A 25,649-nucleotide genomic window follows, 5' to 3' on the forward strand; every position below is an offset into this window, starting at 1 on the left:
ACTAGGTCCCGCACGATCGTCCGGCTCGCCGGCCGGGCGGCACCGCTGGGCGTACCCTGGCCGAATGAGCGTTCCGGTGGAGATCCGAGTGCTGGTGGACGACCCGGCCGACCCGCGCAGCCGGGAGGTCGCGCTGGATTTCCCCCGGGAGTGGATCGAGTTCGTCGACCCGGCCGACGAGCAGCACGTGGTACGCGCCGACCTGACCTGGCTGCTGTCCCGGTGGACGTGCGTGTTCAGGCGCGGCTGCCACGGCATCGTCGCCGGTCGGGCCGCGGACGGCTGCTGTTCGCACGGCGCGTTCTTCACCGACGCCGACGACGAGAAGCGGGTCCGGGCCGCCGCGAAGCGGCTCACCCCGCAGACCTGGCAGCACCACCGGCGCGGCTTCAAGAACTGGACCGAGGTGGACACCATCGACGGCGAGAAGCCGGCCCGGCGGACCGCCACCCAGGGGCCCGACGGGCCCTGCGTCTTCCTCAACGACGCCGACTTCGCCGGTGGGGGCGGCTGCGCGCTGCACGCCCAGGCGCTGCGCGACGGCGTGCACCCGCTGGAGTACAAGCCGGACGTCTGCTGGCAGTTGCCGATCCGGCGGGACCAGGAGTGGCGCAAGCGGCCGGACGACACCCAGGTGCTGGTGTCGACCCTGGCGGAGTTCGACCGGCGGGGCTGGGGGTCGGGCGGGCACGACCTGGACTGGTGGTGCACCTCGTCACCGGACGCGCACGTCGGCGGCGAGCCGATGTACCTGTCGTACGCCCCGGAGCTGACCGCGCTGATCGGCGCCGCCGCGTACGCCCGGCTGGCCGAGCTGTGCGCGGCCCGGTACCGGCAGGGCCAGATCGCCCCGCACCCGGCCAGCCCGGCCTGATCCACGCCCAGCCGGTTCTGGTAGCACGGTTGATATCATCGGGGGCATGGCGATGACCCTGCGACTGGATGACGAGCGTGAGGCCCAGCTCCGGCTGGCGGCCGAGGAGGAGGGCCGCGCCATGCACGCGGTCGTGGTCACCGCCATCGACGACTACCTGGCCCGACGAGACGCCAAGCAGTTCGAAAACCTCACGGACGAGATCATCGAGCGGCACGCCACCCTGCTGGCCAGGTTGGCCGAGTAGTGTCCCGGGATCTCTACTACCCGACGCTGGCGGACGTGGCCCGGTTGGCCGACAAGCTCGGCCTCCGGATCCGCGACGCGGGGCTCATCGAGTCCGCTCTGGCCCGACCCCAGACCAGCGTTTTCGGCCAGGCCGCCTACCCCGACACCTGGACCAAGTCGGCAGCCCTGCTCCATTCCCTGGTGGGCAACCACCCGTTCCTAGACGGCAACAAGCGTATGGGCTGGATCGTCGCGGTGGCTTTCCTGCGCCGCAACGGCGCGGTCACCCCGAGTCAGCTCACCGGCGCGGATCAGGACGCGGCATACGACCTGGTGATCGGGGTGGCCGAGGGGCGGATCACCGAGGTGGATCAGATCGGGGACCTGCTCCGCAAGGTGTTCTGACCGCCTGCCCCACCCCGGCCAGTCAGCTCCGGCTGGAGACGTCCCCGGCACCGGTGTCCGGCGGGCCGACGACGATCCCGTCCTCGTCGGCGCACACCCATACGCCGGGCGGGAAGACGCAGTTGCCGAAGAAGACCGGCACGTCCCGTTCACCGGCCCCGGTCTTGGTGCTCTTGCGCGGGTTCGAGCCGAGCGCCTTGATGCCGATCGGGAGTACGCGCAGGTCGGCGACGTCCCGGACGGCCCCGTTGACGATCACGCCGGCCCAGCCGTTCGCCACCGCCAGGCCGGCGATGACGTCACCGACCAGTGCCGCGTGCACCGATCCGCCGCCGTCGACCACCAGCACCCGGCCCTCCCCCGGCTCGGCGAGGATCGACTTCAGCAGGGCGTTGTCCTCGAAGCAGCGTACGGTGACCGCCGGGCCGTGGAAGGCGGGCCGGCCGCCGTACTGCCGGAACTGGGTGTCGCAGGAGCCGAGCGCGTCGCCGTACCGGTCGTAGCGGTCGGCGGTGCGGGGAGCAGCGGACATGGTGTTTCCTTTCTCTCTCACTCGGGTTCCGGGGGTTCGGGTGGTGCGGCGGGCAGGCCGGTGGCGGCGACAGCGGCCCCGGCCAGGCCCAGCGCGGTGCAGGCGAGCACCCCGGCGGCCCCGGTGCCGGCGGCGAGCACCCCGGCGGTGCTGGGGATCAGCACCTGGCCGAGGCGGTTGCCGGTCAGCCGCAGGGACATCGCCCGCCCGCGCAGGCCGGGCGGGGCCGACTCGGCGAGGAACGACATGGTGAGGGGCTGACCGGCCCCCAGGCCCAGGCCGGCGACGGTGATCACCACGGCCATCGCCCAGAACGGCAGCGGCGGCAGCAGCAGGCCGAGGCCGACGGCGGAGAGCGCGACGGTGGCGATCAGCAGCCGACGCCGCCCGACGGCGGCCACCAGCCGGCCGAGCAGCAGCCGCGAGGCCATCGACGCGCCCGCGCGCAGCGCCAGCAGGACACCGATCGAGCCGGCCGCGATGTCCCGTTCGGCACCGAGGGCGGGCAGGTAGAACAGGGTGATGTCGACGGCGGCCAGCACCACGCAGCTGACCGTGAGGGCGCGGACCAGTCCGGGTTGGCGGAGCAGGCCGCGGACCCCGCCGGCGGCCGGGCCGGCCGCCCGCCGGTGGTGACCCGAGGGACGTAGCAGCGCCGACGTGACCAGCAGCGGCAGGGCCAGCACGGTGGCCCCGACGAAGATCGCCCCGGTGTCGGGGATCGGGCGGTCACCGCCGAAGGCCACGATCAGGCCCGGACCGACCGCCTGGCCGAGCGAGGCGGCGAAGGTGTAGTAGCCGAACGCCGCGTCGTAGCGGTGCGCCGGGACCCGGTTGGCGACCAGGGCCTGCTGCCCGACCACCGCGCAGAGGTGTCCGGTGCCGAGCAGCACGGTGGCCGCCACCAGGCCGGCCACGGTGTCGCCGGCCAGTACGAACCCGGCCCCGGACGCGACCAGCAGCGCCGATCCGGTGAGCATCACCCGCCGCTCGCCGAACCGGTCGACCGCCTGCCCGGAGGGGACGGCCAGCAGCAGCGGGACCACCGCGAAGCTGGCCCCGAGCGCCCCCAGCCAGGCGGCCGGGACGTCCAGTTCCAGGGCCCGGTAGCTGGCCGCCGGCCGCAGCATGAAAGTGACCGCCTGCACCACGACGGTGTGCGCGACCAGCAGCCCCAGCTGGCCGCGCGGCAGCCGGCCGGGACCGTCGGGCACGGCGCGCGGCGGCAGCCCGGGGCCGCCCGGCCCGGCGCGGCGGTCGCCCACTCAGCCGCTCTTGACCGCGAGCACCGGGCAGTCCACCCGGAGCAGGACCTCCTGCGCGGTGGAACCCATGATCAGCTTGCCGACCGCGGTACGGTGCCGCACCCCGATCACCACCAGCGACACGTCCCCGGCCCCGGCCAGCTCGACGATCTCCTCGGCGGCGTCCCGGCCCCGCACCAACTGCCGGACGGTGTGCGGCACCCCGGTGGCGGTCAGCTCCGCCCCGACCCGGGCCAGGTCGTCCTCCTGGGCGTACCGGGGGTCGACGTACGCGTCGCCGCGCGAGGTGTTCACCACCAGCAGCGGCTCGTCCCGGAACCGGGCCTGCTCGACGGCGGCCCGCAGCACCGCCGCGCCCAGTGGCGAGGGCACGTAGCCCACCAGCACGGTCACCCGGTCACCATCCTCTCCCGGACCGGGCGGACCACGAACCGCCCGATCAACGGCCAGCACAGCACCACCACGATGGCGGCGTAGATCAGGTACGACACCCAGCCGCCGAGCAGCCCGGTGACCTCCCCGCCGGAGAGCTGCAACGCCCGCCGGCCCTGGAGTTCCGCCCGGGGACCGAGGATCACCCCGACGATCAGCGGCAGGATCGGCAGCCCGAACCGGCGCATCCCGAAACCGAGCAGGCCCAGGGTGAGCAGCAGGAACAGGTCGAAGGGCGAGGCGTTGACCGCGTACGCGCCCATCGAGGCGAAGAACAGGATCCCGGCGTACAGGTAGGGGCGGGGGATCCGCAGCAGCCGGGCCCAGGCCGGCGCGAGCGGCAGGTTGAGCACCAGCAGCAGCAGGTTGCCCACGAAGAGGCTGGCGATCAGCGTCCAGACCAGGGTGGACTCCCGCTCGAACAGCAGCGGGCCGGGCTGGATGCCGTACTGCTGGAAGGCGGCCAGCATGACCGCGGCGGTGGCGTTGGTGGGCAGCCCGATCGCCAGCATGGGCACCAGCGTGCCGGCCGCCGAGGCGTTGTTGGCCGCCTCCGGACCGGCCACCCCCTCGATCGCGCCCCTGCCGAACTCCTCCGGGTGCTTCGACAGCTTCTTCTCCGTCGCGTACGACAGGAAGGTGGGGATCTCCGCCCCGCCGGCCGGCAGCGCCCCGAACGGGAAGCCGTACGCGGTGCCGCGCAGCCAGGGCTTCCAGGAGCGTTTCCAGTCCTGCCGGCCCATCCACGGGCGGCCCACCGGGATCACCTCGGCGGCCCGTCGCCGCAGGTGCGCGGCGATCCACAGCGCCTCGCCGACGGCGAAGATGCCGACCGCCACCACGACCACGTCGATGCCGTCGGCGAGCTGCGGGAGTCCGAAGGTGAGCCGCTGCTGGCCGCTCACCGCGTCGATCCCGACGATGCCGATGACCAGGCCGAGCAGCAGTGACGCGAGGCCACGCACCCGGGACGCGCCGAGTACGGCGGTCACCGCCACGAACGACAGCAGCATCAACGCGAAGTAGTCCGGCGCGCCGAGACTGATCGCGAACGCCACCACCGGCGGGGTGACCAGCACCAGCAGCAGGGTGGCGATGGTGCCGGCGACGAACGAGCCGACCGCGGCGGTGGCCAGCGCCTGCGCCGCCCGACCCGCCCTGGCCATCTTATTGCCCTCGATCGCGGTGATCACGGAGGAGGACTCGCCGGGCGTGTTCAGCAGGATCGAGGTGGTCGAGCCGCCGTACATGCCGCCGTAGAAGATGCCGGCGAACATGATGAACGCCTGGGTGGGTTCCATCCCGTAGGTGACCGGCAGCAGCAGCGCCACGGTCATCGCCGGGCCGATGCCGGGCAGCACGCCGACCGCGGTGCCGATGGTCACGCCGAGCAGCGCGATGAGCAGGTTCGTCGGGGTCAGCACGTTGGCGAACCCGTCGAGCAGGTTACCGAGGTCGTCCATCACAGGATCCCTTGCAGCACGCCGGCCGGGAGGTTGACGCCGAGCCCGATGGCGAACGTGTAGAAGGTGACCAGGGCCAGCGCGACGGCGATCAGCAGGTTCCGGACGTGGTGCCGGTTGCCCAGGGCGAAGGCCGAGCCCCAGAACAGCAGGGTGCCGCTGATCACCCAGCCGAGCGGTTCGATCAGTACCGCGTTCACCAGGAACGCGCCGATCAGCAGCAGCACGGTCCGCCAGTCGATCGGGCTGCCCAGGTCGACGTCCTCGCCGGCCTCCGGCTCACCGGCCCCGCCGCGCGCCACGTCGACGGCGTATATTCCGGCGACCAGCAGCAGCAGGACGCCGAGCAGCAGCGGGACCGGCTTCGGGCCGACCGGGTCGGCCGGGCTGATGGCGTGCCCGATCCGGGTGGCGTCGACCACGACCAGCACCCCGATCAGGGCGAGGAAGGCGCACACCCCGTACTGGGCCCGGTCCCGGACCGGCCCGCGGTCGGCGGCCCGGGGTGGGTCGGCGGCCCCGCCCGGGTCCGCCGGAGCGGTCCCGGGGTCGGGTGGGGCGGCCCCCGGGTCGGGCGGGGCGGTCACCGGGTCCGGCCGGGAGACCGCCGGTTCCGGTGGGGCGCTCCCCGGGTCGGGTCGGGAGGTCATCGTGGTCACGCCAGTCCGAGCTGGCTGAGCAGTTCGGCCACCGACCGGTCCTGCTCGGTGAGGAAGGTGGCGAAGGCGTCCCCGGTGACGAACGCGTCGGTCCAGCCGCGCTTGGCCAGCTCGGCCTTCCACTCGGCGGACTCGTGCATCCGGGTCAGGGCGTCGATCCAGACCTGCCGGTCGGCGTCGCTGATCCCGGGCGGGGCGACCATGCCGCGCCAGTTGGTGAAGACCAGGTCGATGCCGGCGGACTTCAAGGTGGGCACCTCCTTGAGCGCCTCGATGGGCTGCTCGCTGGTGACCGCGAGGACCCGCACCTGGCCGGCCTCGACCTGGTCGAGGAACTCGCCGAAGCCGCTGGCCCCGAAGGCCACCTTGCCGCCGAGCACCGCCGGCAGCAGTTCGCCGCCGCCGTCGTAGGAGACGTAGTTGACCTGCCGGGGGTCGATGCCGACGGTCTTGGCGAGCTGCATGGGCAGCAGGTGGTCCGGGCCGCCGGGCGAGGAGCCGCCGCCGACCGCGATGCCCTTCGGGTCGGCCTTCCAGGCCGCGACCAGGTCACCGATCGTCCGGTACGGGGAGTCCTTCGGCACCACGATCGCGCCGGCCTCCTCGATCAGCTTCGCCAGCGGGGTGGTCTGGGTCAGCGTCGCCGCCGACTTGGCGGTGTACGAGGCACCGACCACGCCCAGCCCCATCTGCATGGCGAGCTTGCCGTTGCCCTTTTCGTTGACGGTCCGCTGGAGGCCGACCGTGCCGCCGGCCCCGGGCAGGTTGAACACCTGCACGCCGGTGGCGATCTTCGCGTCCTCCATCACCTTCGCGGCGGTCCGGGCGGTGGTGTCGTACCCGCCGCCGGGGCTGTTCGGCACCATGATCCGCAGACCGGTGGCCGGCTCGTCGCCGGCCGGGCCGCTGTCGTCCGGTCCGGCGGTCGCGCCGCAGGCAGCCAGGGCCAGCACCGTGGCGGCGGCGACGCCCATGACCAGCACGTTTCTCCTAGTTGCCATCTTGTTTCTCTTCCGTTTCGAGTGAGTCCGGCGGCAAGATGATGGCTTCTGCACCCACCCTGCGTCTGCGTTGTGTCACCAGCGGAAGTTGAGGTCTTTGTGGTCGCGATCACGTCTCGCCGCCGCTCCCTGGCCGGGCAGCTGCTCTTCCTCCAGCTCGCCATCATCGTGGTGGTGCTGGTGGCGGTCGCCGCGGTGTCGCTGGCCCAGTCCGCGGCCACCTTCAACCGGGTCGAGGGACGTCGGGTCGCCGCGCTCGGCGAGCAGCTCGCCGGTAGCCCGCTGCTGCGGGACCGGCTCACCCGCCCGGCGCCCCGCGAGACGATCGCCCCGCTGGTGCAGAACGCGCTGACCCAGTCCGGGGTGACCACGGTGACCGTGGCCGACGACCGGGGCCGGGTGGTCAGCTCCACCAACCCGACCCTGGTGGGCGAACCGGTGCTGCTCGGCGACCCCCGGGTGGCCGAGGGCCGGAGCTGGTCGGGCGAGCTGGAGGTCAACGGCAGCCGCGAACTGGTCGCCCAGGTGCCGGTGCTGGGGGCCGGGGAGGAGAACCTCGGCCGGCAGCTCGGCGTGGTGGTCATCGGGGAGGCGTCGCCGACCTGGTCGCAACGGCTGGTCGGGGCGTCCTCGTACCTGTTCACCTACCTGGGGATCGCCAGTCTGCTGGGGGTGCTCGGGTCCTGGTTGCTGGCCCGACGGATCAAGCGGCAGACCCTCGGCCTGGAACCCCGGGAGATCGCCGGGCTGGCCGAGCACCGGGAGGCGCTGCTGCACGGCATCGCCGAAGGGGTGGTCGCGCTGGACCCGCAGCAGCGGATCACCCTGGTCAACGCGGTCGGCCGCCGCCTGCTCGACCTGCCCGAACACTGCCTCGGCCGGAGCCTGGCCGAGCTGGGCATCGCCGGCCGGCTCCGGGACGTCCTGGCCGGGGCCGGCCCGCAGGCCCGGGACCAGGTGGTGGTCCGGCGGGGTCGGGTGCTGGTGATGAACCGGATGACGGTGGACAAGGACGGCCACCGGCTCGGGTCGGTGACCACCCTGCGGGACCGGACCGAGCTGGCCCGGCTGGAGCAGGAGATCGGCTCGTTCCGCAGTACGACCGAGCTGCTGCGGGCCCAGACCCACGAGTTCGCCAACCAGTTGCACACCATCTCCGGGCTGATCCAGATCGGCGAGCACGACGAGGTGGTGCGGTACGTCGACGCGCTGAGCCGACGCCGGGCCTCGCTGGACGTGACCGTCACCGGCCGGATCCAGGACACCGCGGTCGCCGCGCTGCTGATGGCGAAGTCGGCGGTGGCCGCGGAACGCCGGGTCGAGCTGCGGATCTCCGACCGGACCGGACTGGACCGGCTGCCCCCGGACGTCTCGGCGGACGTGGCCACGGTGCTCGGCAACCTGGTGGACAACGCGGTGGACGCGGCGGCGGGCACCGCCGGGCCGGGGGTCGGCGCGGACGACGCCGCCTGGGTGGAGGTCGAGCTGCGGCGGGACGCCTCGTCGGTGGAGATCGTGGTCCGGGACTCCGGGCCCGGCGTCGCCCCCGAACTGGCCCAGGAGGTCTTCACCCACGGCTTCACCACCAAGGCCGCCCAGGGTGGCGAACGCGGCATCGGGCTGGCCCTCACCCGGCTGGTCTGTCACCGCCGGGACGGCGAGATCGCGGTGACGAACACCGGGGACGGCGCGATGTTCACCGCCCGGATGTCGGTACCCCCGGTCACCCCGGACCAGGTACCCGGGCCGGCCGGCCCGCTGCTGGAGGAGGCACGATGATCGGCGTACTGGTGGTCGACGACGACTTCATGGTGGCCCGCATCCACTGCGGTTTCGTGGCGCGGACCGAGGGCTTCCAGGTGCTCGGCACCGCGAGCAGCGGTGCGCAGGCGGTCACCGAGGTCGACCGGCTCCGGCCCGACCTGGTGCTGCTCGACCTGTACCTGCCCGACATGTTCGGGCTGGACGTGGTGACCCGGCTACGGGCGGCCCGACAGGACTGCGACGTACTGGTGATCAGCGCCGCCCGGGAGGCCGAGACAGTACGCCGGGCGGTCCGCTACGGCGCGGTCAACTACCTGCTCAAGCCGTTCGGCTTCGACGAGCTGCGGACCCGGCTGGAGCAGTACGCGGCCCGGCGCGGCGTGCCCCGGGCCGGGCTGGTCAACGACCAGGCCGACGTCGACCGGGTGCTGCACCGCAGCGGCACCCTCGCGTCGGCCCTGCCCCGGGGGCTCAGCGCCGAGACCGCCGAACTGGTCGAACGTGCCCTCCGCGAGCATCCGGGCACGTTCTCGGCCGCCGAGTGCGCCGGCCAGGTCGGCATCTCCCGGGTCAGCGCCCGCCGCTACCTGGAGCACTTCGCCGGCACCGGACGGGCCGAGGTGACGCTGCGCTACGGCGCGGCCGGTCGCCCGGAACGGCGGTACGGCTGGGTCGGCTGACCGCTCACCCGACCTTCGGCTGACGTTCCCCAGCGGTCCGGGCCCACCGAGAGCGTCGGTTACGGCTCGAACTTGTAGCCGAGGCCGCGCACGGTGACGATGAAGCGGGGCGCGGACGGCTCCGGTTCGATCTTCGAGCGCAGCCGCTTGACGTGCACGTCCAGGGTCTTGGTGTCACCGACGTAGTCCGCGCCCCAGACCCGGTCGATCAGCTGCCCCCGGGTGAGCACCCGGCCGGCGTTGCGCAGCAGCAGCTCCAGCAGCTCGAACTCCTTGAGCGGCAGCTGCACCGGAGCGCCGTCCACGGTCACCACGTGCCGTTCGATGTCCATCCGGACCGGGCCGGCGGCCAGCGTCGGCCCGCCCGACTCGACGGCCTCGACGCTCTGCCGGCGCAGCACCGCCCGGATCCGGGCGACCAGCTCACGCGGCGAGTACGGCTTGGTGACGTAGTCGTCCGCCCCGATCTCCAGGCCGACCACCTTGTCGATCTCGCTGTCCCGGGCGGTGACCATGATGATCGGTACGTGCGACCGCTGGCGGAGCTGCCGGCACACCTCGGTACCGGACATCTCCGGCAGCATCAGGTCGAGCAGGACGATGTCCGCGCCGGTCCGGTCGAATTCGGTGAGGGCGGAGGTACCGGTCGGGGCGACGGAGACCTCGAAGCCCTCCTTCCGGAGCATGTACGACAGGGCGTCGGAGAAGGACTCCTCGTCCTCGACCACCAGAACGCGGCTCAACGGGTCTTCCTTTCGGTGCGGTCAGGCCGACCGGAACTCGGCCGGGTCGGCCTCGATCCCAGCGGACTGGAGTGTCGCTTCCAGGTCGTCCGGCGGACGGGCGGGCAGCCGGAGGGTGAACGTCGACCCACCACCAAGAGTGCTCGACACCTCGACCCGTCCGCCATGGTTGCTCGCGATGTGCTTCACGATGGCCAACCCGAGGCCGGTGCCGCCGGTGGAGCGCGACCTGGCCTGGTCAGCCCGGTAGAACCGCTCGAAGATCCGGTCCACGTCGGTCGGCGCGATGCCGATGCCCTGGTCCGCGACCGCGATCTGGACGAACTCGTCGTCGCTACGGGTGGTGACGGTGACGGTGGTGTCCTCGCCGGAGTAGATGATGGCGTTCTCCACCAGGTTCGCCACCGCCGTGGCGATCTGGTTGTCGTTGCCGTACACGGTGATGCCCCGCTCGCCGGTGACGGCGATCTCGACCCGCCGGGCGGCGGCCGTGGTGCGGGTCCGGTCGATCATCTCGGCGATCACCCAGTCCACCGCCACCGGCTCCGGGGCCGGCTGCGGTTCGGCGCCCTGGAGGCGGGTCAGTTCCAGCAGTTCCTGTACCAGCCGGCCCAGCCGGGTCGACTCGTGCTGGATCCGCTCCGCGAACCGGCGCGCCGCCAGCACGTCCTCCGAGCGGTCACCGCCCGGGGCGCCGCCGACGGTCGTACCGGTGGCGGCCGGGGTCGCCGCCGGCCCGGTGGCAGTCGGCGGCTCGGTGGCGTCGAGCAGCGCCTCGGCGAGCAGTTGCAGCGCGCCGATCGGGGTCTTCAGTTCGTGGCTGACGTTCGCCACGAAGTCCCGGCGGACCCGGGCCAGCCGGTGCGACTCGGTCACGTCGGCGGCCTCGACCGCCACGTAGCCGGCCCCGATGCCCATCGCGCGCAGGTGCACGCCGAGCGGGTCCGGGCCGACGTTGTCGCGGCCCCGCGGCAGGTCCAGTTCGATCTCGCGGCGCACGCCGGTCCGCCGCACCTGCCCGGCGAGGGTACGGATCAACGGGTGGGCGGCCATCGAGCCGGGGGTGGCACCGGTGCGGAGCAGCCCCATCGCGCGGGCCGCCGGGTTGACCAGCACCGGTACGTCGTCGGGGCCGAGCACGACCACGCCGGCCCGGAGGGAGTCGATCGTCTTACGGCCGAGCCCGGAGAGCCCGCCCTGCTGGTCGTCGGCTATCGCGGGCCTCCCCATGTTCCAGACGGACCGGACGGCCCGTCGCGGACCGCGGACCCGGCGGACGGCACGGGCCAGCAGCAGCCCGGCGGCCATGCCGGCCACCAGCCCCACCAGTACGCCGACCGGCACCGCCCAGTTCACCCGGCGATCGTATGGTCATTGTTCATCTGGGGATCGCGCAGAACGGGATGAATCACACTCACTTCCGGGAAAGTTCACCGGCCGGCCGGTCCGTGTTCACCGAGGTTCACCCTGGTCGCGTCCGACCCGCCTACGGTGGGCGCCACACCCCCCGCGACCGTCCCCGACCAGGGGCGGCCACCGACCGAAAGACGTGACGATGCGCGACGAGTTCCAGGCCGACCTGCAGACGGTCAGTCAGTTGCTGGTGGAGATGGCGGACGCCATCCGGGACGCGATGCGGCAGGCCACCCGCGCCCTGCTCACCGCCGACCGCCGGGCGGCCGAGACGGTGATCGCCCGGGACGCCGAGATCGACGGACGCTACCGGGACGTCGAGGAGCGGGTCTGCGAGCTGCTCGCCCGGCAGGCTCCGGTCGCCTCCGACCTGCGCGCGGTGATCACCGCCCTGCACGTCGCCGCCGACCTGGAGCGGATGGGCGACCTGGCCGACCACGTGGCGAAGACCGCGCTGCGCCGGCACCCCTCCCCCGCCGTACCGGCCGAACTGCGGCCGATCTTCACCGAGATGGCCGGTATCGCGGACCGGATGGCCGGGAAGATCTCCGGCGTGCTGGCCGCCCCGGACGCGCAACTCGCCGCCGAGCTGGACTCCGACGACGACGCCATGGACGACCTGCACCGCAGCCTGTTCGGGGTGCTGCTCGACGACGCCTGGCCGTACGGGGTCGAGACGGCGATCGACGCGACCCTGCTGGGCCGCTTCTACGAGCGCTTCGCCGACCACGCGGTCAACGCCGGCGAGCACGTGGTCTACCTGATCACCGGCGAGACCGTCTGAGCCGGCGGACGTACGCGCCCGCCGGGGCGGTCCGGGCCGGACAGCCCTCGCCCGGACGTACGCCGGGGCACCCGGTAGCCGGACGATCGGCCACCCGGTGCCCCGGCGGAACGCGCGTACTCAGCGGCCCTGGTTGGCGACCGCGGCGGCGGCCTCCTTCGCGGCGGCCGGGTCGAGGTAGGTGCCGCCCAGGGTGAGCGGACGCAGGTGCGGGTCGAGGTCGTAGCGCAGCGGGATCCCGGTCGGGATGTTCAGCTGGGCGATCTCCTCGTCGCTGATCTGGTCCAGGTGCTTGACCAGGGCGCGCAGCGAGTTGCCGTGCGCGGCCACCAGGACGGTCCGGCCGGCGAGGACGTCCGGCACGATCGAGTCGTACCAGTACGGCAGCATCCGCTCGACGACGTCCTTGAGGCACTCGGTCCGCGGCATCAGCTCGGTCGGCAGCAGCGCGTACCGGGGGTCGCCGACCTGCGACCACTCGTCGTCGTCGGCGATCGGCGGCGGCGGGGTGTCGTACGAGCGCCGCCAGAGCTGGAACTGCTCCTGGCCGTACTCGTCGAGGGTCTGCTTCTTGTTCTTGCCCTGGAGGGCGCCGTAGTGGCGCTCGTTGAGCCGCCACGACCGGCGCGCCGCGATCCAGTGCCGGTCGGCGGCGTGCAGCGCCAGCTCGGCGGTGCGGATCGCCCGGCGCAGCAGGCTGGTGTGCACCACGTCCGGGAGCAGGCCGTGCTCGCGGAGCAGCTCGCCGCCGCGCCGCGCCTCGCCCTCGCCCTTGGCGGTCAGGTCGACGTCGACCCAGCCGGTGAAGAGGTTCTTGGCGTTCCAGTCGCTCTCGCCGTGCCGCAGCAGGACCAGCGTCCCGACGGTGGGCCCTTCGCTCGCAGTCATGGGGATCATCCTGCCCGACCCGGGGCGCGGGCACGCGGCGGGTGGCGGTGACGACCACCACGTGGAAAAGCGGATGACCTGGGTACCGGCCGCTGACTAGGTTGTAAGGCGCTACACATCGGTCGGTCATTACGGAAGCGGGGCGCGGGGTGCGGACGATACGGGGCTGGTTCCGGGAGACCACCGGTGACCTACCGGTCACCTTCTGGTACCTCTGGACCGGAACCCTGATCAACCGCCTCGGTTCGTTCGTCCTGATCTTCCTCGCCATCTACCTGACCCGGGAACGCGGCTTCTCCGAACTCCAGGCCGGGCTGGTGCTCGGCCTCTGGGGCGTCGGCGGCGCGGTCGGCACCACCGTCGGCGGTACGCTCACCGACCGCTGGGGGCGACGGCCGACCCTGCTCACCGCCCACGTCGGCGCGGCGGCCATGATGCTCGCCCTCGGCTTCGCCCGCGACCTGTGGACGCTGGCCGCCGGCGCGCTGCTGCTCGGGCTGTTCGCCGAGGCGGCCCGGCCGGCCTTCGGCGCGATGATGATCGACGTGGTGCCGGAGAAGGACCGGCTCCGCGCCTTCTCGCTGAACTACTGGGCGATCAACCTCGGCTTCGCCTGCGCCGCCATCCTGGCCGGGCTCGCCGCCGAGGTCGGCTACCTGCTGCTCTTCGTGGTCGACGCGGTCACCACCCTGACCACCGCCGTGATCATCTTCGTGAAGGTCCGGGAGACCCGGGTGGTCGGCGCGGCGACCACCGGCGCGGTCCACACCGCCCGGCGGGGCGCGTTGCGCACCATCCTCACCGACCGGATCTACCTCGGTTTCGTGGCCCTCAACCTGCTCAGCGCGCTGGTCTTCCTCCAGCACATCTCGATGCTGCCGATCGCGATGGGCGAGGACGGCCTCTCCACCGCCACCTACGGGTCGGTGATCGCGCTCAACGGCGTGCTGATCGTGGCCGGGCAGCTCTTCGTGCCCCGCCTGATCCGGGGGCGGAGCCGTTCGCACGTGCTGGCCCTCGCCGCGGTGGTCATGGGGGTCGGTTTCGGGCTGACCGCGTTCGCCGAGGCGGCCTGGTTCTACGGGCTCACCGTGCTGATCTGGACCCTCGGCGAGATGCTGAACTCCCCGTCGAACTCCACCCTGATCGCCGAACTCTCCCCGGCCGAGCTACGCGGCCGCTACCAGGGCGTCTTCTCGCTCTCCTGGCAGGTGGCCGGGGCCAGCGCGCCGATCCTCGGTGGCCTGGTCCGGCAGGAGGCGGGCAACGTCACGCTCTGGCTGGGCTGCGCCGCGATCGGTGGCGTGACGGCGCTCTTCCACCTGCTCTCCGGGCCGGCCCGGGAACGTCGGGCGGCCAGCCTGCGTCGGCCGGCCGTCGCAGCGCCGGAGCCGGCCACCGTCCCCGTCCCACCCGTACCGCAGGTGGCGAAGGCAGCGACCCCCGCCCCCACCCGCTGAGCACCCCGACGCCGGGAAAGCCGAGGTCTGCCGGGGATGGCTGACCGGGGCAGCACTCCGCCGCCTCTCCACGCCGCCCCGAGACGGCTGGCTCCGGCCGCCGGCCCTGCCCACGGCACTGCGGGTGGCCCGGAGACGGCGAAGGCGTCCATCCCGACCCCCGTCGGCATGGACGCCCGCGTCGTGCACCCGGCGGCGGCGGGCGACACTCACCCCCGTAAGCGTCGCCCGCTCGCGCCGCCGGTTCAACAGGTGGGCGCCGTCCCCCAACGGCGTTCGCCACCCGTCCCCCACGTCACACCTGGTGCGCGGACCTGATCGATCCGCCGCTCCCCCGAACGTTTCCAAGCGTGGCGTAGGGCAATAAAGCTAGTTCGGTCAGTTTCCCAAGACAACTGTTTCGGGCTGTCTCACCGGTCACAGCCGGTTACCTGACTCCACCGTTGACAACAGCGGCATACCCGCTCCGCGTCCCGGCAAACGAGTCAGGCGTCTTCCCGATCGGGGGACTCGGTACGGAAGAAGTTGCTGGGCCGGCCGTTGCGCAGCTGCTCCTGGTAGATCAGGTTCAGGCGGCGCTCGTCGAACGTCTTGAACCACTCGTTCCAGGTGATCGGGCGCAGCCGTCGACTCTGCCGGTACCCCGGGAAGTCGAAGGTCAGTACCCCGGCCCGGCCGTCCCGCTCGGTCCCGGCGATGGTCGCCGGCTTCGCCTTGCGGGCCCGCGCCCAGCGCTGGATCACCTCGTGGTTGGTGGTGACCAGGCTGCGGCCGGGCCGCTCGGGCTGGTCGGCCAGCGACACGATCTGCTGCGACGACCGCACCGACCGGCCCGACGTCGGGCCGGACCGACCGGACACCGCCCGACCGGACGTGGCACGGGCCGACGTGGACCGGGCTGATGTGGACCCGCCTGACGTGGACCTGGCCGAGGTCGCGCGGGCCGCCGTGGACCGGCCTGACGTTGACCGGGCCGCCGTGGACCGGGCCGCCGTGGACCGGGCCGCCGTGGACCGGCCTGACGTGGCGCGGGCCGCCGTGGACCGGGTGGAGGAGGTGGCGCGGGCCCTGATCGCGCCCGCCTTCGCCCCCGGACCGGCCGACTTCGCCCCGGACGCCGCTGCCTGCCGGGCCCGGGACGGCGTCGCCGGCTTCGCGCGGGCGGAAGCCGCCGGCTTCGTCCGGGACGCCCCGGCTTGCCGGGTACGGCTGGTGGCGCTCCGCCCGCTCGGCGTGGCCCGTCCGCCCGGCCCGGTGCTACGTCTGGCGGCACCACCGCCCCGGCGCTCGGCCCGGACCAGCGCCTGTACGAGTTCCGGCTTACGCAACCCGGAGATGCCGGTCACCCCGTACGCCCGCAACCGCTTGCGGATCTCGTCCACCCGGAGCTGGGCGATGTCCGCGGTGCCTGCCGTCCGGGACCGGCTTCCCGCCTGTCGCCTCGTCGCGGTCGCGGTCCCGCCGCGACCAGAGCTGTTCCGCTGCGCCATGGGCCACTCACGCTCCTCGACAGTCCGTCCTCGGCCCGCGGTGGGTCGGATGGCCGCACCGCGCGGTGCGGCATACCCGTCAGGCCGGCTCCGAACCGTCAGCCGCCCGGGAAGCGTCAGCCGCCGGGGAAGCGTCAGCCACCCGGGCAGCGTCACCGGCGGTCGGCGTGGCCGCCGCCGCGGACGGCGCGAAGAGGTGGGCGAACGCGGCGAGGTTGGCGGTCGACTCGCCCCGCTTGACCCGCCACTCCCACTCCCGCCGGATCGCGGTGCCGAAGCCGATCTCCAGCATGGTGTCGAAGGACTCGTCGGCGTAGGTCAGCACCGCCCCGAGGAGCCGGTCCAGTTCGTCGGCGTCGAGCCCGGCCAGGTTGACCCGCCCGGTGAGGTACACGTCACCGACGGCGTCGATGGAGAACGCCACCCCGTACATCCGGGCGTTGCGTTGCAGCAGCCAGGCCCAGAGTTCCTCGCGCCGCTCGTCCGGTTGGCGCATGACGAACGCCTCGACCCGCAGCGCGTGCTCGCCGACGATCAGGTTGCAGATCGTCTTCAGCTTGTGGGTGCCGGGCAGGGTGACCGCGTACGACGTCGGCCCGGTCGGTTCGGTCTCCAGCTCCCGTTCGGCGCAGTACGCCTCGATCAGGGCGGCAACATCGCGTGTGGCGCTCATCGGCCCCACTGTACGACCGGCCCGGCCCACCCGCCGGACGCCGTTCGACCGGCACGCCGACGGCGGGATCAGCCGAAGGAGAGCATCGCGCCCTCGCCGGCCAGCTCGCTGGCGAGCCGTTTCCGGTAGTCGGCGATGGTGTCCTGGTAGACGGCGAGCAGCCCGTCGACCGTCCGGTCCCAGGAGAACTGGGCGGCGTGGCGTACCGCCCCCCGGGCCAGGGCGGCCCGGCGGGACCGGTCCGGCAGCAGCTGGCGCAGCGTCCCGGCCCAGTCGGTGGGGTGGTGGCCGTCGACCAGCACCCCGCTGACCTGGTCCCGGACCGCCGTCACCAGCCCGCCGACCGCCGCCGCCACCACCGGCGTACCGCAGGCCTGCGCCTCCAGGGCGACCAGCCCGAACGACTCGTTGTGCGAGGGGACCGCGACCAGGTCGACGGCCCGGTACAGCGCCGGCAGGTCGTCGCCCGTCTGCGGCGGCAGGAAACGCACCCGGTCGGTGACGCCGAGGGAGGCGGCCAGCTCGATCAGGGCGGTCGGCCGGTCCAGGCCGGTGCCGCTTGGACCGCCCACGATCGCCACGGTCACCTGGTCGGCGAGGACCGGGTCGCGGTCCCGCAACGCGGCGACCGCGCGGACCAGCACGTCCGGGGCCTTCAACGGCTGGATCCGGCCGACGAAGGCGACCACGTACCCGTCGGTGGGCAGCCCCAGCCGGAGACGGGCGGCCCGCCGGACGGCGGTCGGCTCACCCGGGAGCGGGCGGAACCGGTCCAGGTCGACGCCGGGCTCGACCACGGCGACCAGGTCCGGTTCGGCGTCGTACCGGCCGATCAGGTCGCCCGCCTCGGCCCGGGTGTTGGCGACCAGCCGGTCGGCCTCGGCGACCACCTGCTCCTCGCCGATCACCCGGGCCTTCGGTTCCGGCCGGTCCCCGGCGGCGAGCTGGGCGTTCTTGACCTTGGCCAGGGTGTGCGCGGTGTGCACCAGCGGCACCCCCCAACGTTCCTTGGCCAGCCAGCCGACCTGCCCGGAGAGCCAGTAGTGGGAGTGGATCAGGTCGTACCAGCCGGGCGGCCGGGCCGCCTCGGCCCGCAACACCCCGGCGGTGAAGGCGCAGAGCTGGCCGGGCAGCTCCTCCTTGGTGAGCCCCTCCAGCGGACCGGAGGTGACGTGCCGGACGTGCACGCCGGGAGCCATCTCGACCACCGGGGGCAGGTCACCGGAGGTGGCCCGGGTGAAGATGTCGACCTCGACGTCGGCTTCGGCGAGCCGCCGGGCGACCTCCAGGATGTAGACGTTCATGCCGCCCGCGTCGCCGCTGCCCGGTTGGTGCAGTGGTGAGGTGTGTACGGAGATCGTGGCGATCCGTCGGGGCCGCGGCCACGGCCGGGCACCGCGCTGACGACCGACACCGGTGTGCATCTCCGCCACGTCCGCTCCCCTACAACCACGGTGAATGCCGTCCGCACTACCGGCGCTTCTCGGTCAACCCGTACGCCGGATCCCATCTTCCCGATCGGCGGCGGGAAATGCGTGGCCGCTGACCGTGAGCGTGACGGACCTCATCCGTGACGGACGTCATCGGCGGCGCAGGCCACCGGTTCGGAGGCGGCCGTGGTCGGCCCGTCCGGGCAGGGCCGACAATGTCCTGATGACCTCTGTCGCCATCGTCACCGGAGCGTCGAGCGGGATCGGCGCGGCCACCGCCCGACGGCTCGCCGCCGAGGGTTTCCACGTGCTCGCCGCCGCCCGCCGGGCCGACCGGCTCGCCGACCTGGTCGCCACGATCACCGCCGGGGGCGGCACGGCGACCGCCGTACCCTGCGACGTCACCTCGGACGAGTCGGTGGCCGCGCTGGCCGACGCGGTCGACCGGGCCCCGGGGCCGCTCACCCTGCTGGTCAACAATGCCGGCGGGGCGCGTGGGCTCGACCCGGTCGAGTCCGGTTCGGTGGCCGACTGGCAGTGGATGTACGACGTGAACGTGCTGGGCACCCTCCGGGTCACCAAGGCGTTGCTGCCCGCCCTGGAGTCCTCCGGCGCGGGGACGATCGTGATCGTCAGCTCCACCGCCGGGCATGTCGTGTACGAGGGCGGTGGCGGGTACACCGCGGCCAAGCACGCCCAGACGGCGGTGGCCGGCACGCTGCGGCTGGAACTGTGCGGCCGGCCGGTCCGGGTGATCGAGATCGACCCGGGCATGGTGCAGACCGACGAGTTCGGCCTGGTCCGGTTCGACGGGGACGCCGAGCGGGCCGCCGCGGTGTACGCGGGGGTGCCCGATCCGCTGGTCGCCGAGGACGTCGCCGACTGCATCGCCTGGTGCGCGACCCGGCCACAGCACGTCAACGTGGACCGGCTGGTGGTCCGCCCGCTGGCCCAGGCGGCCCAGCACAAGGTGCACCGGGTCGGCTGAGTGGCGCACCGTCCACAGGGCACGACCGCCGGCCGGGGGCCGCAGGGCACCGCCGCCGCCCGGGGGGCGCAGGGCACGGCCGCCGCCCGGGGGGCGCAGGGCACGACCGCCGGCCGGGGGCCACAGGGCACGGTCACCCGGGGGACGACCAACCCGAACCGGCTCCGGCGGGTGGACAACTGGATCGTCGCCACCTGCGGCGACCGGTTGCGGTCCGCGCCGGAACCGCTGGTGGTGGACCTCGGCTACGGCGCGACCCCGGTCACCGCCGTGGAGCTGCGGGCCCGGCTGGCCGCCGGGGTCCGCACCGACGTCCGGCTGGTCGGGCTGGAGATCGATCCGGTGCGGGTGGCCGCCGCCGGTCCGGCCGCCGACCCGCCGGGCCTGACCTTCGCCCGGGGCGGTTTCGAGCTGGCCGGGCTCCGGCCCGTCCTGGTCCGCGCGTTCAACGTGCTCCGGCAGTACGACGAGAGCGAGGTCGCCGCCGCCTGGCGGACGATGACCGGCGCGCTGGCCCCGGGCGGGGTACTGGTCGAGGGGACCTGTGACGAGCTGGGCCGGCTCGGCGGCTGGGTGCTGCTGGACGCGGACGGACCGCGCTCGCTGACCCTGGCCGCGAAGCTCGACACCCTGGACACCCCGGCCACGCTGGCCGAGCGGCTACCCAAGGCGCTGATCCACCGCAACGTCCCCGGTGAGCGGGTGTACGACCTGGTCCGGGCGCTCGACGACGGCTGGCGGGCGGCGGCCGGGTACGCGCCGTTCGGTCCCCGGCAGCGCTGGCTGCGTACCGTGGCCGGGCTGGCGGAGGCCGGCTGGCCGGTGCTGGACCGGCCCCGCCGCTGGCGGCTGGGTGAGCTGACCGTCGCCTGGTCGGCGGTCGCCCCGGCCTAGCCGGCCCGGCCTACGGTCGCGCCCCGGCCTAGCCGGCCCGATCGGCGGTCACGCCGGACCAGCCGGCCCGGTCGGCGGTCGCCCGGGTTGGCCGGCCCGGTCGGTGACCCGGCTGTCCGTAGGGTTCGGTGGCAGCACGACGGTTGGTGGCAGGTGAGCTGTAATCGGTTCGGCGTGTCGGGTAGCTGAGCTGCCAGCAAGCCGGTGCGACGCCCGGCGGGCGCGGGAGAGTCAGGTCGCGCCGTGGTGGTCAGGTCGCCCGCTGCGGTCCCGTCCGTCCGCCGCGGTCAGATGGTGCAGTTGACCAGCACCGGCTCGGGGTGCAGGGTGACGCCGAACCGGGCGTGCACGCCGTCGCGGATCTCCCGGGCCAGGGTGACCAGGTCGGCGGTGCGGGCGGTGCCGGAACGGTTGGTCAGCGCCAGGGTGTGCTTGCTGGAGATGGCGACCCCGGCCGGCCCGGGGTGGCCCTTGGCGAAACCGGCCTTGTCGATCAGCCAGGCGGCGCTGATCTTGACCAGGTCGCCCGCGCCCGGCCAGGCCGGCGGCTCGCCGACGTCGGCGGCCCGCTCCCGGAGCAGCTCGTACGCCTCCCGGTCGAGCACCGGGTTGGTGAAGAAGGAACCCACCGAGCGGGTGTCCGGGTCCGTCGGGTCGAGCACCATGCCCTTGCCGGCGCGCAGCCGGCGGACGGTGTCCCGGGCGTCGGCCAGCGGCACCCGGTCGCCGACCTCGACGTCGAGCGCGCGGGCCAGTTCGGCGTACCGGACCGGGGTGGACAGTGGTGAGCGGTGCAGCCGGAAGTCGACCGAGAGCACCACCCAGCGGTCGCTGTGCCGGAAGATGCTGGACCGGTACGCGAACCCGCAGTCCGCCGCGTCGATCCGGTCGATGCCGCCGGTGTGCCGGTCGTACACCCGTACGCCGGTGATGGTCTCGGCGACCTCCTGGCCGTACGCGCCGACGTTCTGGATGGGGGTGGCCCCGGCCGAGCCGGGGATGCCGGCGAGGCACTCCACGCCGGACCAGCCGTTGGCGACGGTGGTGGCGACCAGGTCGTCCCAGGGCTCGCCGGCCTCGACCCGGACGGTGACCGTGCCGGCGTCCTCGGCGACCACCTCAAGGCCCCGGGAGCGGACCAGGACGACGGTGCCGGCGAAGCCGACGTCACCGATCACCACGTTGCTGCCGCCGGCCAGCACCAGGACGGGTTCATCCCGGCGTTGCGCCTCCTGCACCCTCTGTACGATTTCTTCGGCGCTGACGGCGGTCACGAGCCGGTTCGCCGCACCACCGAGCCCCAGGGTGGTGTGTCTCGCCAGGGAGAGTCCGTCGGCGGATCGGGTTTCGACTGTCGGCTGGGCGTAGGCGTCTGGCACGCCTTTCACCCTAGGCTGAGGAACAACCGTGACATGGCACAGGTGGCACGGTCACCCCGGAAGGATCGCGATGAGCAGACTGCACGTCAGCAAGGATTTCTGGATCGGTGCGCTCCGGACGGAGGGCCCGGCGTTCGCAGCCGCCGTGGCCGAGGCCCCGCCGGAGACACCGGTCCTCTCCTGCCCCGGCTGGACGGTCACCGACCTGGCCCTGCACCTGGCTGCGGTCTACCAGTTCGTGCACGCCCGGGCCAGCGCGGGTGACGCCTCGCCCCCGTCGTCCCGGCCCGCTGACCGGGCCGAGCTGCCGGCCGGGGTGACCGCGCTCCAGCTCTGGCAGGACTCGTACGACAAGCTGGTGGCCCTGTTCGACGGCCTGGACCCGGAGGCCCCGGCCTGGAACTGGGCGCCGCAGCCGAAGCGGGCCGGCTTCTGGCCGCGCCGGATGGCGCACGAGACGGCGATCCACCGGTGGGACGCGCAGCTCGCCATCGCGGCGGGTGAGCCGATCGAGGCGAAGCTCGCGGCGGACGGGGTGAGCGAGGTGCTGGACACCTTCCTGCCGGCGGGTCGCCGCCGGACGCGGGGGCAGCAGTGGCGCGGGGTGGTGCACCTGGTGGCGACCGACGCCGAGCAGGAGTGGTTCCTGCGGCTGCGCGGCGAGGGGGTGGCGCTGCTGGACACCGGCACGATCCTGGACCACGACGACCACCACCCGCGGGCGCACGCGGTGGGCACGGCGAGCGATCTGCTGCTGGCGCTGTGGGGCCGGGTGGACCTGGACACGCTGACCGTGACCGGGGACCGGGCTCTGCTGGAGGGTCTGCGGACCGCCTGAGTCAACCGGGACACGCCGAGAGCGGGGGCCGGTCGGCCCCCGCTTTTTCGCACCCTGCGCTGAGAGCGCTCTCTTGACAGCGTGGACGACACCCACCACCCTTGCGTGAGAGCGCTCTCTCGATCCCCACCACCACCGGCTCACGCCGCAGCACATACCGACCTGAGAGGGGTCCGATACAGATGGGTGTCATTCCGCGCCGCCGCCTCGCGGCGGCGGTCGCCCTGGTCGCGGCCACCGTACTGGCCACCACCGCGTGCGGTGGCGGCGACGACGAGTCCGCCGACGGCGGGCCGATCACGCTGACCGTCGACGTCTTCGGCCAGTTGGGCTACGAGCAGCTGTACCGCGAGTACGAGGCCGCCAACCCCGGCATCAAGATCGTCGAGCGGGGTACCGGCGGCAACCTGGACGAGTACTCCCCGAAGCTGACCCAGTGGCTGGCCGCCGGCAAGGGCGCCGGTGACGTGGTCGCCATCGAAGAGGGGTTGATGGTCGAGTACAAGGCCAACCCCGGCAACTTCGTCAACCTGCTCGACCACGGGGCCGGCGAGCTGAAGGGCAACTTCCTGGAGTGGAAGTGGAACCAGGGGCTCACCGCCGACGGCAAGCACCTGATCGGTCTCGGCACCGACGTCGGCGGCATGGCGATGTGCTACCGCACGGACCTGTTCGCCAAGGCCGGGCTGCCCACCGCGCGGGACGAGGTGTCCAAGCTCTGGCCCACCTGGCAGGACTACGTCAAGGTCGGTGAGCAGTTCAAGGCGAAGAACACCGGGGCGTCGTTCCTCGACGCGGCCACCAACATCTTCAACACCATCGTGCTCCAGACCGCCGGTAACGGACCGGGCTACCACTACTACGACACCAGCGACAAGCTGGTCGTCGACAGCAACCCGGCGGTCCGCCAGGCGTGGGACACCACCATGGACATCGTCGACTCCGGCCTCTCCGGCAAGTACGGCTCCTGGTCCGAGGAGTGGGTGTCGGCGTTCAAGCAGGCCAAGTTCGCCACCATCGCCTGCCCGGCCTGGATGACCGGGGTCATCGAGGGCAACGCCGGCCCGGCCGCCAAGGGCAAGTGGGACATCGCCCGGGTGCCCGGCGACGGCGGCAACTGGGGCGGCTCGCACCTGGCCGTGCCGAAGCAGAGCAAGCACCAGGCCGAGGCGATCGCCCTGGTCAAGTTCCTGACCAGCGCCAAGGGCCAGATCGGCGCGTTCAAGGCCAAGGGTCCGCTGCCGTCGTCCCCGCAGGCGCTGGACGACCCGGCGATCGTCGAGTCGAAGAACCCGTACTTCTCCGACGCCCCGGTCGGGCAGATCTTCGCCGCGGGCGCCAAGACCCTCAAGCCGGTCTACATGGGCCCGAAGAACCAGGCCGTCCGGACCGAGGTGGAGAACGCCGTCCGCACCGTCGAACTCGGGCAGCGCAGCCCCGAGGAGGGCTGGAAGGACGCGCTGAACAACGCCAAGAAGGCCGCCGACAAGTGACCGTCGGAGTCCAACGGCAACCGGTGGGGGCCGCTCCGGCGGCCCCACCGGCCCGCCCGCCGAGGGGGGTCCGCCTCAGCCGGCTCGACCAGCGGTACTCCCCGTACCTGTACATCGCGCCGTTCTTCCTGCTCTTCGGGGTGTTCGGGCTGTACCCGCTGGCGTACACGTTCTGGGTGTCGCTGCACGACTGGGACCTGCTCGGCACCGAGCACGCCTTCGTCGGCGCGGAGAACTACACCAAGCTGATGGCCGACCCGGACTTCTGGCACGCGGTGGTCAACACGCTGGGCATCTTCGTCATCTCCACCGTCCCGCAGCTGCTCCTCGCGCTCTGGCTGGCGAACCTGCTCAACCGGCAACTGCGCGCCCGGACCACGTTCCGGATGGCGGTGCTGGTGCCGAACGTGACCTCCACCGCCGCCGTGGCGATCGTCTTCGGGGTGCTGTTCGGCCGCGAGTTCGGCATGATCAACTGGCTGCTCGACCTGGTCGGGGTGGACCCGATCGGCTGGAAGTCCAACCGGTTCGCCTCCTGGGTGGCGATCTCGGCCATGGTCGACTGGCGGTGGACCGGCTACAACGCGCTGATCTTCCTGGCCGCCATGCAGGCCATCCCGCGCGACCTGTACGAGTCGGCGGCCATCGACGGGGCCAACCGGGCCCGGCAGTTCTGGTCGATCACCGTGCCGCTGCTCAAGCCGACCCTCATCTTCACCGTGATCATCTCCACCATCGGCGGGCTCCAGCTCTTCACCGAGCCCCGGCTGTTCCACTCCGGCACCAACCCGATCCGGGGCGGGCCGATGCGCGAATCGCAGACGATGACCATGTACATGTTCGAGAACGCCTTCGCCCCGCACTACAACTTCGGGTACGGCTCGGCGGTGGCCTGGCTGCTGTTCGCCCTGATCGCGATCGTCGCGGCGATCAACGTGCTGATGTTGCGCCGGCTCTCCGGTGACGGCGGCGGGCGGACCGGGAAGAAGGGGAAGCGCCGATGACCCGGCTCTGGGGAGCCAGTCGGCTCACCTACGCGGCGCTGATCGCCGCCGGTCTCATGTCGATCTTTCCGATCTACTGGATGTTCGTGGTCGCCAGCCGGTCCAGCGACGCGATGGGGCAGGTCCCGCCGCCGGTCACCCCGGGCGGCAACCTCGGCGCGAACATCGCCCGGCTGTTCTCCAACACCGACGCGTACTTCCTCACCGGTCTGATCAACTCGGCGATCGTGGCGACCACCGTCACCGTCTCGGTGGTGTTCTTCTCCACCCTGGCCGGGTTCGCCTTCGCCAAACTGCGGTTCAAGGGCCGCAACGCGCTGCTGCTGGTGATCGTGGCGACCATGATGGTCCCCACCCAGCTCGGCGTCATCCCGCTGTACATGCTGATGACCAGGCTGAACTGGAACGACCGGCTGCCGGCGGTGATCGTCCCGGCCCTGGTCACCGGGTTCGGGGTGTTCATGATGCGGCAGTACGCCAGCCAGGCGGTCAGCGGCGAACTGATCGAGGCGGCCCGGGTCGACGGCTGCGGCACCGCCCGGATCTACTGGAACGTGGTGCTGCCGGCGCTGCGGCCGGCCGCCGCCGTACTGGGGCTGCTCACCTTCATGACCACCTGGAACGACTTCCTGTGGCCGTACGCGGTACTCAACGACCCCGAGAACCCGACCGTGCAACTATCGTTGCGGGCACTGTCTGACGGGTACTACCAGGACATGTCGCAGGTGTTCACCGGGACGGCCATCGCCACCCTGCCCCTGCTGCTCGTCTTCGTCCTGTTCGGCCGTCAGATCATCGGCGGAATCATGGAAGGTGCGGTCAAAGCGTGAGCGCGAGGAGTGAGCCGCTCCTGCGAGCCCCGCAGTCGC

General features: G+C 72.7%; 26 protein-coding genes. 13 read left to right on the forward strand and 13 right to left on the reverse strand.

What is annotated here, in order from left to right; translation table 11 throughout:
* Window positions 1-64: 64 nt before the first annotated feature.
* Genes PVK37_RS03310 through PVK37_RS03320 form a run of 3 tightly spaced genes read left to right on the forward strand, consistent with a single transcriptional unit; the run spans window position 65 to window position 1,507 of the window.
* On the forward strand, window positions 65-874 hold the full coding sequence (locus PVK37_RS03310; RefSeq protein ID WP_275032210.1) for a DUF3109 family protein: 810 nt from the start codon (window positions 65-67) through the stop codon (window positions 872-874).
* Window positions 875-920: 46 nt separating this feature from the next.
* Window positions 921-1,121: a ribbon-helix-helix domain-containing protein gene (locus tag PVK37_RS03315; protein WP_275032211.1), complete on the forward strand. Its 201-nt coding sequence runs from the start codon at window positions 921-923 to the stop codon at window positions 1,119-1,121.
* On the forward strand, window positions 1,121-1,507 hold the full coding sequence (locus tag PVK37_RS03320; protein WP_275032212.1) for a type II toxin-antitoxin system death-on-curing family toxin: 387 nt from the start codon (window positions 1,121-1,123) through the stop codon (window positions 1,505-1,507). The genes PVK37_RS03315 and PVK37_RS03320 overlap by 1 nt, the downstream gene beginning before the upstream one ends.
* 22 nt (window positions 1,508-1,529) lie before the next feature.
* Here PVK37_RS03320 and rraA read toward each other — a convergent pair whose 3' ends face one another.
* The 6 genes from rraA to PVK37_RS03350 are packed head-to-tail and all read right to left on the reverse strand — an operon-like array spanning window position 1,530 to window position 6,859.
* The gene (gene rraA / locus PVK37_RS03325) at window positions 1,530-2,039 is read right to left on the reverse strand and encodes a ribonuclease E activity regulator RraA (protein WP_275032213.1); all 510 of its coding nucleotides are present in this window, start codon (window positions 2,037-2,039) and stop codon (window positions 1,530-1,532) included.
* A gap of 17 nt (window positions 2,040-2,056) precedes the next feature.
* Entirely contained in the window at window positions 2,057-3,304 is a 1,248-nt protein-coding gene (locus PVK37_RS03330; RefSeq protein ID WP_275032215.1) for an MFS transporter, read from the reverse strand.
* Complete coding sequence (locus PVK37_RS03335) at window positions 3,305-3,697, reverse strand: universal stress protein (protein WP_275032216.1); 393 nt, start codon at window positions 3,695-3,697, stop codon at window positions 3,305-3,307.
* Window positions 3,694-5,199 carry a tripartite tricarboxylate transporter permease gene (locus PVK37_RS03340; protein ID WP_275032218.1) on the reverse strand — a complete coding sequence of 502 codons (1,506 nt, stop codon included), beginning with the start codon at window positions 5,197-5,199 and terminating at the stop codon, window positions 3,694-3,696. Before PVK37_RS03340 ends, PVK37_RS03335 begins: the two co-directional genes overlap by 4 nt.
* Complete coding sequence (locus PVK37_RS03345; protein WP_275032219.1) at window positions 5,199-5,849, reverse strand: tripartite tricarboxylate transporter TctB family protein; 651 nt, start codon at window positions 5,847-5,849, stop codon at window positions 5,199-5,201. Before PVK37_RS03345 ends, PVK37_RS03340 begins: the two co-directional genes overlap by 1 nt.
* A gap of 5 nt (window positions 5,850-5,854) precedes the next feature.
* Window positions 5,855-6,859: a Bug family tripartite tricarboxylate transporter substrate binding protein gene (locus PVK37_RS03350; RefSeq protein WP_275032221.1), complete on the reverse strand. Its 1,005-nt coding sequence runs from the start codon at window positions 6,857-6,859 to the stop codon at window positions 5,855-5,857.
* Window positions 6,860-6,958: 99 nt separating this feature from the next.
* Between PVK37_RS03350 and PVK37_RS03355 the strand changes: the two genes are divergently transcribed.
* Window positions 6,959-8,638, forward strand: a complete 1,680-nt coding sequence (locus PVK37_RS03355; protein ID WP_275032222.1) for a sensor histidine kinase — start codon at window positions 6,959-6,961, stop codon at window positions 8,636-8,638.
* Window positions 8,635-9,303: a response regulator gene (locus PVK37_RS03360; RefSeq protein WP_275032223.1), complete on the forward strand. Its 669-nt coding sequence runs from the start codon at window positions 8,635-8,637 to the stop codon at window positions 9,301-9,303. The genes PVK37_RS03355 and PVK37_RS03360 overlap by 4 nt, the downstream gene beginning before the upstream one ends.
* A gap of 59 nt (window positions 9,304-9,362) precedes the next feature.
* Here PVK37_RS03360 and PVK37_RS03365 read toward each other — a convergent pair whose 3' ends face one another.
* Together PVK37_RS03365 and PVK37_RS03370 are read right to left on the reverse strand one after the other, a co-directional pair.
* On the reverse strand, window positions 9,363-10,046 hold the full coding sequence (locus tag PVK37_RS03365) for a response regulator transcription factor (RefSeq protein WP_275032224.1): 684 nt from the start codon (window positions 10,044-10,046) through the stop codon (window positions 9,363-9,365).
* A gap of 21 nt (window positions 10,047-10,067) precedes the next feature.
* Window positions 10,068-11,402, reverse strand: a complete 1,335-nt coding sequence (locus PVK37_RS03370; protein WP_423790995.1) for a sensor histidine kinase — start codon at window positions 11,400-11,402, stop codon at window positions 10,068-10,070.
* A 199-nt stretch (window positions 11,403-11,601) separates the two neighbouring features.
* Here PVK37_RS03370 and phoU point away from each other — a divergent pair, with 199 nt between their 5' ends.
* Complete coding sequence (phoU, locus tag PVK37_RS03375) at window positions 11,602-12,243, forward strand: phosphate signaling complex protein PhoU (RefSeq protein ID WP_275032225.1); 642 nt, start codon at window positions 11,602-11,604, stop codon at window positions 12,241-12,243.
* Window positions 12,244-12,363: 120 nt separating this feature from the next.
* Here the strand turns inward: phoU and PVK37_RS03380 are convergent, their stop codons facing one another.
* Entirely contained in the window at window positions 12,364-13,131 is a 768-nt protein-coding gene (locus PVK37_RS03380) for a phosphoglyceromutase (RefSeq protein WP_275032226.1), read from the reverse strand.
* Window positions 13,132-13,280: 149 nt separating this feature from the next.
* Here PVK37_RS03380 and PVK37_RS03385 point away from each other — a divergent pair, with 149 nt between their 5' ends.
* The gene (locus PVK37_RS03385) at window positions 13,281-14,591 is read left to right on the forward strand and encodes an MDR family MFS transporter (protein ID WP_275032227.1); all 1,311 of its coding nucleotides are present in this window, start codon (window positions 13,281-13,283) and stop codon (window positions 14,589-14,591) included.
* A gap of 485 nt (window positions 14,592-15,076) precedes the next feature.
* On the opposite strand, the gene PVK37_RS31650 is transcribed toward PVK37_RS03385, so the two are convergent.
* The 3 genes from PVK37_RS31650 to mshA all read right to left on the reverse strand — a co-directional run bounded on the left by PVK37_RS31650 (window position 15,077) and on the right by mshA (window position 18,187).
* Window positions 15,077-15,919, reverse strand: coding sequence for a hypothetical protein (locus tag PVK37_RS31650; protein WP_480212897.1), 843 nt, complete (start codon window positions 15,917-15,919; stop codon window positions 15,077-15,079).
* A 241-nt stretch (window positions 15,920-16,160) separates the two neighbouring features.
* Window positions 16,161-16,754, reverse strand: a complete 594-nt coding sequence (locus tag PVK37_RS03395; protein WP_275032229.1) for a type III secretion system chaperone family protein — start codon at window positions 16,752-16,754, stop codon at window positions 16,161-16,163.
* Between the two features lie 68 nt (window positions 16,755-16,822).
* Entirely contained in the window at window positions 16,823-18,187 is a 1,365-nt protein-coding gene (gene mshA / locus PVK37_RS03400; RefSeq protein ID WP_275032230.1) for a D-inositol-3-phosphate glycosyltransferase, read from the reverse strand.
* Between the two features lie 220 nt (window positions 18,188-18,407).
* Here mshA and PVK37_RS03405 point away from each other — a divergent pair, with 220 nt between their 5' ends.
* On the forward strand, window positions 18,408-19,172 hold the full coding sequence (locus tag PVK37_RS03405; protein WP_275032231.1) for an SDR family oxidoreductase: 765 nt from the start codon (window positions 18,408-18,410) through the stop codon (window positions 19,170-19,172).
* 171 nt (window positions 19,173-19,343) lie between these two features.
* Window positions 19,344-20,066 (forward strand): class I SAM-dependent methyltransferase, encoded by a 723-nt coding sequence (locus PVK37_RS03410; protein ID WP_275034934.1) that lies wholly within the window; start codon window positions 19,344-19,346, stop codon window positions 20,064-20,066.
* 287 nt (window positions 20,067-20,353) lie between these two features.
* Here PVK37_RS03410 and PVK37_RS03415 read toward each other — a convergent pair whose 3' ends face one another.
* Complete coding sequence (locus tag PVK37_RS03415) at window positions 20,354-21,445, reverse strand: UDP-N-acetylmuramate dehydrogenase (RefSeq protein ID WP_275032232.1); 1,092 nt, start codon at window positions 21,443-21,445, stop codon at window positions 20,354-20,356.
* A gap of 70 nt (window positions 21,446-21,515) precedes the next feature.
* Between PVK37_RS03415 and PVK37_RS03420 the strand changes: the two genes are divergently transcribed.
* The 4 genes from PVK37_RS03420 (at window position 21,516) to PVK37_RS03435 (ending at window position 25,610) form a co-directional block, all read left to right on the forward strand.
* A complete protein-coding gene (locus PVK37_RS03420) occupies window positions 21,516-22,283 on the forward strand; it encodes a maleylpyruvate isomerase family mycothiol-dependent enzyme (RefSeq protein ID WP_275032234.1) in 768 nt (255 codons plus the stop codon).
* Window positions 22,284-22,465: 182 nt separating this feature from the next.
* On the forward strand, window positions 22,466-23,776 hold the full coding sequence (locus tag PVK37_RS03425; protein WP_275032235.1) for an ABC transporter substrate-binding protein: 1,311 nt from the start codon (window positions 22,466-22,468) through the stop codon (window positions 23,774-23,776).
* Window positions 23,773-24,780 carry a carbohydrate ABC transporter permease gene (locus tag PVK37_RS03430; RefSeq protein ID WP_423790996.1) on the forward strand — a complete coding sequence of 336 codons (1,008 nt, stop codon included), beginning with the start codon at window positions 23,773-23,775 and terminating at the stop codon, window positions 24,778-24,780. The genes PVK37_RS03425 and PVK37_RS03430 overlap by 4 nt, the downstream gene beginning before the upstream one ends.
* Window positions 24,777-25,610, forward strand: coding sequence for a carbohydrate ABC transporter permease (locus tag PVK37_RS03435; protein ID WP_275032236.1), 834 nt, complete (start codon window positions 24,777-24,779; stop codon window positions 25,608-25,610). Before PVK37_RS03430 ends, PVK37_RS03435 begins: the two co-directional genes overlap by 4 nt.
* Window positions 25,611-25,649 lie beyond the last annotated feature (39 nt).

Source organism: Micromonospora cathayae, from assembly GCF_028993575.1.
Classification (GTDB): Bacteria; Actinomycetota; Actinomycetes; order Mycobacteriales; family Micromonosporaceae; genus Micromonospora; species Micromonospora cathayae.

Coding starts and splice junctions, on each gene's coding strand:
- PVK37_RS03405 (WP_275032231.1), top strand. CDS start 18,408: ATGACCTCTGTCGCCATCGTCACCGGAGCGTCGAGCGGGATCGGCGCG.
- PVK37_RS03420 (WP_275032234.1), top strand. CDS start 21,516: ATGAGCAGACTGCACGTCAGCAAGGATTTCTGGATCGGTGCGCTCCGG.
- PVK37_RS03350 (WP_275032221.1), bottom strand. CDS start 6,859: ATGGCAACTAGGAGAAACGTGCTGGTCATGGGCGTCGCCGCCGCCACG.
- PVK37_RS03340 (WP_275032218.1), bottom strand. CDS start 5,199: ATGGACGACCTCGGTAACCTGCTCGACGGGTTCGCCAACGTGCTGACC.
- PVK37_RS03435 (WP_275032236.1), top strand. CDS start 24,777: ATGACCCGGCTCTGGGGAGCCAGTCGGCTCACCTACGCGGCGCTGATC.
- PVK37_RS03345 (WP_275032219.1), bottom strand. CDS start 5,849: ATGACCTCCCGACCCGACCCGGGGAGCGCCCCACCGGAACCGGCGGTC.
- PVK37_RS03315 (WP_275032211.1), top strand. CDS start 921: ATGGCGATGACCCTGCGACTGGATGACGAGCGTGAGGCCCAGCTCCGG.
- PVK37_RS03395 (WP_275032229.1), bottom strand. CDS start 16,754: ATGAGCGCCACACGCGATGTTGCCGCCCTGATCGAGGCGTACTGCGCC.
- PVK37_RS03360 (WP_275032223.1), top strand. CDS start 8,635: ATGATCGGCGTACTGGTGGTCGACGACGACTTCATGGTGGCCCGCATC.
- PVK37_RS03380 (WP_275032226.1), bottom strand. CDS start 13,131: ATGACTGCGAGCGAAGGGCCCACCGTCGGGACGCTGGTCCTGCTGCGG.
- PVK37_RS03310 (WP_275032210.1), top strand. CDS start 65: ATGAGCGTTCCGGTGGAGATCCGAGTGCTGGTGGACGACCCGGCCGAC.
- rraA (WP_275032213.1), bottom strand. CDS start 2,039: ATGTCCGCTGCTCCCCGCACCGCCGACCGCTACGACCGGTACGGCGAC.
- phoU (WP_275032225.1), top strand. CDS start 11,602: ATGCGCGACGAGTTCCAGGCCGACCTGCAGACGGTCAGTCAGTTGCTG.
- PVK37_RS03425 (WP_275032235.1), top strand. CDS start 22,466: ATGGGTGTCATTCCGCGCCGCCGCCTCGCGGCGGCGGTCGCCCTGGTC.